Source organism: Antrihabitans spumae (genome assembly GCF_043944905.1).
GTDB classification, from domain to species: Bacteria; Actinomycetota; Actinomycetes; order Mycobacteriales; family Mycobacteriaceae; genus Antrihabitans; species Antrihabitans spumae.
Genome location: NZ_JBIMSN010000044.1, coordinates 25430 through 32460, shown reverse-complemented (window position 1 = coordinate 32460; position 7031 = coordinate 25430). Strand labels below are relative to the sequence as shown.

8 protein-coding genes and 1 riboswitch are annotated in these 7031 nt (G+C 64.3%); of the genes, 7 read left to right on the top strand and 1 reads right to left on the bottom strand.

The genetic code is table 11. The annotated features are described in order from the left end of the window. Nucleotides 1-21: 21 nt before the first annotated feature. The gene (locus ACHIRB_RS10955) at nucleotides 22-567 is read right to left on the bottom strand and encodes a hypothetical protein (protein ID WP_395126010.1); all 546 of its coding nucleotides are present in this window, start codon (nucleotides 565-567) and stop codon (nucleotides 22-24) included. A 292-nt stretch (nucleotides 568-859) separates the two neighbouring features. After that, nucleotides 860-1013: riboswitch (cyclic di-AMP (ydaO/yuaA leader) on the top strand. Between the two features lie 60 nt (nucleotides 1014-1073). On the opposite strand from ACHIRB_RS10955, the gene ACHIRB_RS10950 reads away from it, so the two are divergent. The 7 genes from ACHIRB_RS10950 to ACHIRB_RS10920 all read left to right on the top strand — a co-directional run bounded on the left by ACHIRB_RS10950 (nucleotide 1074) and on the right by ACHIRB_RS10920 (nucleotide 6961). Beyond that, nucleotides 1074-1628 carry a C40 family peptidase gene (locus ACHIRB_RS10950; RefSeq protein WP_372433127.1) on the top strand — a complete coding sequence of 185 codons (555 nt, stop codon included), beginning with the start codon at nucleotides 1074-1076 and terminating at the stop codon, nucleotides 1626-1628. A 131-nt stretch (nucleotides 1629-1759) separates the two neighbouring features. Next, the gene (locus ACHIRB_RS10945; protein WP_395126009.1) at nucleotides 1760-3232 is read left to right on the top strand and encodes a serine/threonine-protein kinase; all 1473 of its coding nucleotides are present in this window, start codon (nucleotides 1760-1762) and stop codon (nucleotides 3230-3232) included. Beyond that, complete coding sequence (locus tag ACHIRB_RS10940; protein WP_395126008.1) at nucleotides 3222-4139, top strand: serine hydrolase; 918 nt, start codon at nucleotides 3222-3224, stop codon at nucleotides 4137-4139. Before ACHIRB_RS10945 ends, ACHIRB_RS10940 begins: the two co-directional genes overlap by 11 nt. Nucleotides 4140-4419: 280 nt before the next feature. After that, nucleotides 4420-5013, top strand: a complete 594-nt coding sequence (locus tag ACHIRB_RS10935; RefSeq protein WP_395115426.1) for an RNA polymerase sigma factor — start codon at nucleotides 4420-4422, stop codon at nucleotides 5011-5013. Between the two features lie 152 nt (nucleotides 5014-5165). Next, nucleotides 5166-5837 (top strand): hypothetical protein, encoded by a 672-nt coding sequence (locus ACHIRB_RS10930; protein ID WP_395115425.1) that lies wholly within the window; start codon nucleotides 5166-5168, stop codon nucleotides 5835-5837. After that, entirely contained in the window at nucleotides 5827-6402 is a 576-nt protein-coding gene (locus ACHIRB_RS10925) for a DUF6529 family protein (RefSeq protein ID WP_395115424.1), read from the top strand. The genes ACHIRB_RS10930 and ACHIRB_RS10925 overlap by 11 nt, the downstream gene beginning before the upstream one ends. A 103-nt stretch (nucleotides 6403-6505) precedes the next feature. Next, the gene (locus tag ACHIRB_RS10920; protein ID WP_395115423.1) at nucleotides 6506-6961 is read left to right on the top strand and encodes a Rieske (2Fe-2S) protein; all 456 of its coding nucleotides are present in this window, start codon (nucleotides 6506-6508) and stop codon (nucleotides 6959-6961) included. Nucleotides 6962-7031 lie beyond the last annotated feature (70 nt).

The window sequence follows — 7031 nt, the reverse complement described above, 5'->3', positions numbered from 1 at the left end:
CACAATCACTTCGGAGTCATTTCACCTCCGATATGGATAACAGCGCCTCGTGGCGCACACGAAGGCATCGACAACCAATTGCACGCCGGCGGCGAAACGGGGGTCCTCGAAGCTGCGGCCCACACCGACGGGTGGGGAGAGCAGCAGCACCCATGCGGCCATCAGGGCGCTGAGTGCGACGAGTCCCGAGTCGATGGTGACCGTACGTGCCGTGTTCTTCGAGAAGGTCCGGAGCCAGACCAACGCTGCGGCAGCGGTGAGCGGACCGGCGCAGAGCATGATCAGTTGGGGTACAACCGAGACGCCCGGATACTCCCCACCGGCCCGGCCGAGCAACATACCGCCGAGGGTCGACACCGTATTCGCGGCAGCGATCAGCCACCACGGCGTCGCCACCTGCGGCTTGTGCCGGAAGATGCCGACGATGATGGCGATCGTCGAAAGGTTGGCGGTCGTCGCAAGCGGGAGTTGGTTCGTCGGAGCAGGAAGGACCGCAACCGCGGCTGCTGCGGCAACGGAAACCGCAAGGAACAGCCAAGCGGGTGCGCTCGGCCGCCGGGTGCTCATCGAACTCCTCGGGTTATCCACGCAGGTCTCGAGATCCCCACATCCAAGACGTGGCGAGTTCGGCCGATGCGACTGAACCCGAGACGAATAGCGCGATGTTATCTCGAGGTTTGCGGGGTTTTCGATGAAAGTCGTGGATTCGGGTACAGCACTTGCGAGGAATGTCCGTTTCGTGCTGTGCGCTAACACACTCGAAACGTGACGCGCCGTCTTCCTCACTGGACAGGCGCGCTTGCTTTCCGTAATCTTCCCGTGACCTCGAAAACCAGCCGAGCCGCTCCTGGCCCGGCATCGACGGTCACCGCCTAATCGAAGTCTTTGGACCTCGAGCCGGGGAACCACGTTCTCTGGGGTGAATCTCCCTGTACCGCTTGCGGTTTGGGAGTAGGGCTGCCCTTCCAGGCCCGAACCCGTCAGCTAACTCGGTCGGCGGACCGATGGAAGAATGGAGATTACTTTCTGTGGCTAAGCACAGATTGCAGCGCGAGTCGAGCGTCAGTCGAACCGTGCGAGGGGCAGTGATCGCAGGCGCGGTCACCGCTGGAACTGTCGGTCTGCCCGCGGTGCCGGCAATGGCCGCGACCGTGACGATTCCCGGCATCGGCGATTTCAACGTCCCGGATATGCCGCAGCTTCCGGTCTTCGCGGCACCCGAACTGCCGCCGCTGCCGCAGTTCCAGGGCCTACCCGGAATTCCGCCACTGCCGCAGGTCGCGGAGTCCACCGGCGAGCGCGCACTCGATGCCGCACGCACGAAGGTCGGCGCGCGCTACTCGTGGGGCGGTACCGGACCGAACGCGTTCGACTGCTCCGGTTTGGTGCAGTGGGCCTACAAGCAGGCGGGCATCAATCTGCCGCGTACGTCGTTCGAGCAGGGCACGGTCGGTCAGCCGGTTTCGATCAGCGACCTTCGTCCCGGCGATATCGTCATCTCGAACGGTGGCGGTCACGCGTCGATCTACGCGGGCGACGGCCAGATTCTCGAAGCCTCGACAACCGGTGTTCCGGTGCAGTTCTCACCCCTGAGTTCGCAGTCGTTCTACGCGGCACGCCGCATCTGATTTCGACGGTCGACGCGACCGCGGCTGCGGTCGACGTCGCCTTCGTCAGGTGTGTTGAGTGAGGGGACCTCCAACTCGTCTGTCTACGATGGGTTTCGATGCGATCTGACATCGGAGGCGGAGGGGGTGACATGAGCGAGCCCGGTCAACCTTCGCGTGCCGGTACCCGATTCGGGCCTTACCAGTTGCAGAGACTGCTCGGCAAGGGCGGCATGGGTGAGGTGTACGAGGCCTACGACACGGTGAAGGACCGGACGGTCGCGGTCAAGCTGCTCCCTGAGTCGCTTGCGAAGAACCTCGACTACCAGGAACGATTTCGCCGCGAGTCGCGGGCCGCCGCCCGATTGCAGGAGCCGCATGTCATCCCGATCCACGACTGGGGTGAAATCGACGGGGTTCTCTACATCGACATGCGACTGGTCCCTGGTGAGGACCTGCGTGCGGTGCTGCGGCGCGAGACGCTGCTTTCTCCCGCACGCGCGGTCGGCATAATCGGTCAGATTGCAGCTGCACTCGACGCGGCGCACGCCGATCATCTCGTCCATCGTGATGTGAAGCCTGAAAACATCCTGCTCACCGCCAACGACTTCGCCTATCTCGTCGATTTCGGAATTGCGAACAACGAGACCGATCCGAGTCTGACGAAAGTCGGCACGGCGATCGGCTCCTATGCCTACATGGCGCCGGAGCGTTTCGACTCCGGCGGCGTCACCAAACGAGCCGACATCTACTCGCTGGCGTGTGTGCTGCACGAATGTCTGACCGGCGCACCGCCGTATCCGACCACAAGCGTGAGCGTGCTGATCATGTCGCATGTGAACGCGCCGCCGTCGCGACCCGGTGCGCACCAGCCAGGCATCACGCCAGTTCTCGATGCTGTCGTAGTTCGAGGTCTGGCCAAGAATCCGGCGGACCGATTCGAGTCCGCGGGCGACTTCGCTCGTGCCGCGCAGCAGGCGCTCATCGGTACCGGCCCGGACGGTGTCTACATACCTGCTCCGCCGACAGTGCCGAACGCGCCTGTGTTCGGTGAACGCAATCAACCTCCGCAGCCGATGCCGCCGGGCGGTTCGCGGAATGCGCCACCGCCGTTGCCCCCGCCACCGAACTGGCAGCAGCCGAGCGGTCAGCCGTACGCGCCTCCGACAAAGTCGTCCGGGTCGCGAATCGTGGTGGGGGCTTTGCTCGTCGTCCTGCTCGCACTCGGCGTGATCTTCGGCTGGATCTACCTGACGAGGTCGGGCGACGACGGGTCGGCCACCGCGCGGGACGGCGTCACGACGTCGGAATCCTCGAGCGAATCGACGAACCCGCCACCGACGACCGCGGAACAGGTATCGCTGCCCTCGGGAGCGCAGCCGTGCGATCAGCTCTATCCGGAGACGTCGGCATACACCGCATCGGCGAAAGGCACGCTCATCACGTCGTGCCCGTTCGCCGAAGAAGTTCGTGTCGCCTATGCGGGTAGCGGGCCGCCAGGGGAGTCGCGACCGGTGGTCGCCATCAGCCCGGTGACGCAGCAGGCCTACACGATGGACTGCACGGCGAGTGGTCCGCTCGTCACCTGCACAGGAGGGGACAACGCGGTGGTCTATGTCTACTGAGCGGCGGCGACGATGGTCGTCCGGCATCGCTGCCGTCACGGTTCTGGTCGCACTCGGCACCGGTTGCCAGTCACCCGAGCGAGCTACGGACGGTACTCCCGCTGCGCAGCCACCGACTGTCTCGAGCGATGGATCCCCGTCGGGGTCGGCGACCGTGCCTCCGACGGCATCGACAGCGGCACCGGGGTTGCCGCAGCTCCAAGCCAGCTTCGAGGAATTGCAAGCGACGCTCGCAGGCACGGTCGGTGTCGCAATCGCTCCAGTTGGGGCGGGTGGGGATCCGATCATGTTGGGCGAGTGGACAAGTGGTCCAGCGTGGTCGACCATCAAGGTGCCGTTGGCGATTGCAGCGTTCAGGCAGGTCGGCTCGGGCGCATCGAAATACGCCACCCCAGCGATAACGCAATCCGATAATGCTGCAGCAGAACAGCTTTGGGAGCAGCTAGGCACACCCGCTCAGGCAGGACCCGCCGTTCAAGCGGTTCTGGTCGAAACCGGTGACGAGATCACGACCGTCCAGCAACGCAAGATTCGACCGGAATACTCGGCCTTCGGGCAAACCGAATGGTCACTGGCAGAACAGGTTCGGTTCACGGCCGACCTGCCGTGCCTCCCGCTGGCGGCACCCGTCGTCGACCTGATGGGATCGATAGCACCAGACCAGCAATGGGGTCTCGGGGCCGTCGATGGAGCGAAGTACAAGGGTGGCTGGGGTCCGGGCGCTGTCGACGGCGGCTACCTGGTCCGCCAGTTGGGATTGATCACAACGCCGACCGGACAGATCGCGATCTCGATGGCGGCTTCGCCGAAATCGGGCACTTTCGAGGACGGCACCGACATGCTGACCGAGATCGGCCAGTGGCTCTCGAAGCACGTATCCGAATTGACGCCGGGGAACTGCGCATAGGCGCTCCGCGCTCGTGAGTCCTTCCGGAGGGCCCGACCACCGAAAAGACTCACGAGCGGCGTAGCCGCCCTGTGCGAACCGAATGGGCGTCGCGTCCGTATTACCGTGCAGCGAGCGTGTGGTGTCCGCTCCTTCTGGCCCGCATAGCGGCCGATCGATCGAACGTTTACCCACCCTAGGGTGCATTTTCCGTATCCGTGATACCTATGCCTACCTCGTGCCACAAGTAGGTAGTGTTCGCCGATGTGGTGCGGGGGTCACTTCCCGCAATCTAGTTCACATGACTACTGCGACAGGATCTTCCGCTCGCCTCCGCCTGGTTGCGGACACCGAGCGTTGCGCACCCCATTGCGCTCGGCTGTGCACGGACGAGGGAATGGCTGCCATCATGGCTGCCGACCGCGGACTGCTGCAGTGGCGGGCAACCAACAGCCTCGGCGATTCGGGTCTGGCAGAACAAGCGGTGCAGGAGACCTTCCTGCGGGCGTGGAAAGCGTGCCGGACGTTCGACGATCGAGCGGGATCGGTGCGGGCCTGGTTGCTCGCGATCCATCGCAACCTCGTCATCGACATTGCGCGAAGCCGCGCGATTCGGCCCGGCGACACACATTGGGACGAGATCGACGATCTGATGAGCCACACCCACACGATCGCCGACTTCACGAACGCACTCGCCGAATCCTGGTACGTCGAGGAATTGCTCGATCGACTACCCGCATCGCAGCGTGAAGCTGTTGCACTCGTCGTCGTCGCCGATCGGCCGTACCAGGACGTTGCTACCGAACTCGGTGTCCCGGTCGGCACTTTGAAGAGTCGAGTGCACTACGGGTTGCGCACCCTGCGCGGACAGCTTGCCGTCACCGACGCTGCTTAGGCGTCGCGCGTCCGGTCCACCGTGGCCTTCGGCGATTCGGCTGAGAAATAGGCAGTCGGTACCGATGTACGAAGGCCTTGGCGGGGCGAAAATTGAACCGAAACCGCGACGGACAGCCCATCCGACGGTCGACTTCCAACAGAGGATTCACCATGAAACGCCGAGGCCCTTTGCTGACCCTGGCGGCCGCAGCCGTCCTGGGCATGGCATTACTGATAACCAACATCTCGAAGCAGGAAGAACCGAACAAACCGGCGCCCGCAGCGCAGTCGCAACCGGCTGTCGCGGAGTCGGCAGGACCCACGCCGACGACCGGCGACGCTCCGGCGGCGGCCGCGCCGTTTCCGGCGAAGCAGGACTACGTCGACAACGAGATCGCGACCGCGACCGGGGTGATCACGCTGTCGATCACGATCGAGGGTGACAAAGCGATTGCCTATGCGTGCGACGGCAATACGATCGAGACCTGGCTGAAAGGTAGCGCCGTCGGTGGCGAGTTGTCACTTGCGAACGCAGACAACACGTCTCGCCTCGACGGCCGTCTGGACGGACCCGACCTGGCAGGCACGCTGTTCATCGGTGACAAGAGTTGGCCGTACGTGGCCGCGCCGGTGGCACCGCCCGCGGGCATCTACGTGAATACCGTCGACGGGTCGCGGCAGAGCTGGATCGTGGCAGCGGACGGCACGGTGACCGGCGTCCAGCGCGGACCCGGCGGTGTGACGGCGCCGGCCCCGGCGTTGAGCCCGAACGGGACCGCCGTCGTCGACGGCGAGACTGTGACGGCCGTTCAGGTGAGCGGCGGTGACGTCGATGTCTTCTGACGACATCACGGTTGTCCAGCGCACGTCCCGCGGACCGTCCGCGGGTGCGATCCTGGTGCCGTTGCTGATCGGAGCGTTGGTAACGGTCGCACTCGGGGTGTACTCGAAGGTCCACAACCCGCAGTTCTTTTCGATCAACGTCGCTGGATTTTCGGGTCCTCTTGCCGTGAAGTCGTGGCTCGGCACGCTCGCCGCGGCGCTGGCCGTGCTCCAGTTGTTCTCTGCGGCAGCGATGTACGGCAAGATTCCGGCAATCGGGTCGCCGCAGTGGATCGGTGTCGTGCATGTCTGGTCGGGGCGACTCGCCGTGCTTGCCACCGTTCCAGTCGCGGTCCACTGTCTGTACGCACTCGGTTTCGAGGACACGACGACACGGGTGTTGGTGCACTCGTTGCTCGGGTGCTTCTTCTACGGCGTATTCACCGCAAAGATGCTGCTGCTGACCAAGCAGGGGTTGCCGGGCTGGGTCATTCCAGTGTTCGGTGGGGTGGTGTTCGCCGGACTTATCGGGTTGTGGCTTACGTCGTCGCTGTGGTTCTTCCAAGAAAAAGGCATCACGTTCTGATGTAGTGAACCCGAAGCTCTGCTACCACGTGAAGAGACAGTGCAGCTGCGTCGACAGCCCTCGACGCAGCTGACAACCACGACCACGATTACGGAGTTACGACATGCAACTCGACGACCCTCAGCTCACTCGCCGGACAGTTGTTGCCGGCGCGGGAATTGCCGCAGCTGCCACCGCGCTGGCGGCGTGCACCACCTACGGTAAGGATCCGGCGGCGCCTGCCGGATCTGCAGCGACACCCGCGCCGGTGGTGCCTGCGCCAGCGAACGGTGCAGCTCCCGTCGATGCCATCGCCAAGACGTCCGACATTCCCGTCGGCTCGGGCAAGATCCTCGGCGATATCGTCGTCACACAACCGACTGCCGGGGATTTCCGCGGGTTCTCCTCCACGTGCACGCACCAGGGTTGTCTCGTCAACGCGATCACCGACGGCACGATCATCTGCCCGTGTCACGCGAGTTCGTTCAACCTCGACGGCACGGTCGCGGGTGGTCCGGCACCATCGCCGCTGCCGGGTATAGGCATCGCCGTGCAGGGTGACTCGATTGTGAAGACGTAGCTCCTCGAGAGTCCGCCGATACCCGATCGAAGCGCCGAGTGTCGCCTCGACACGCCTCCTTCCCCGAACA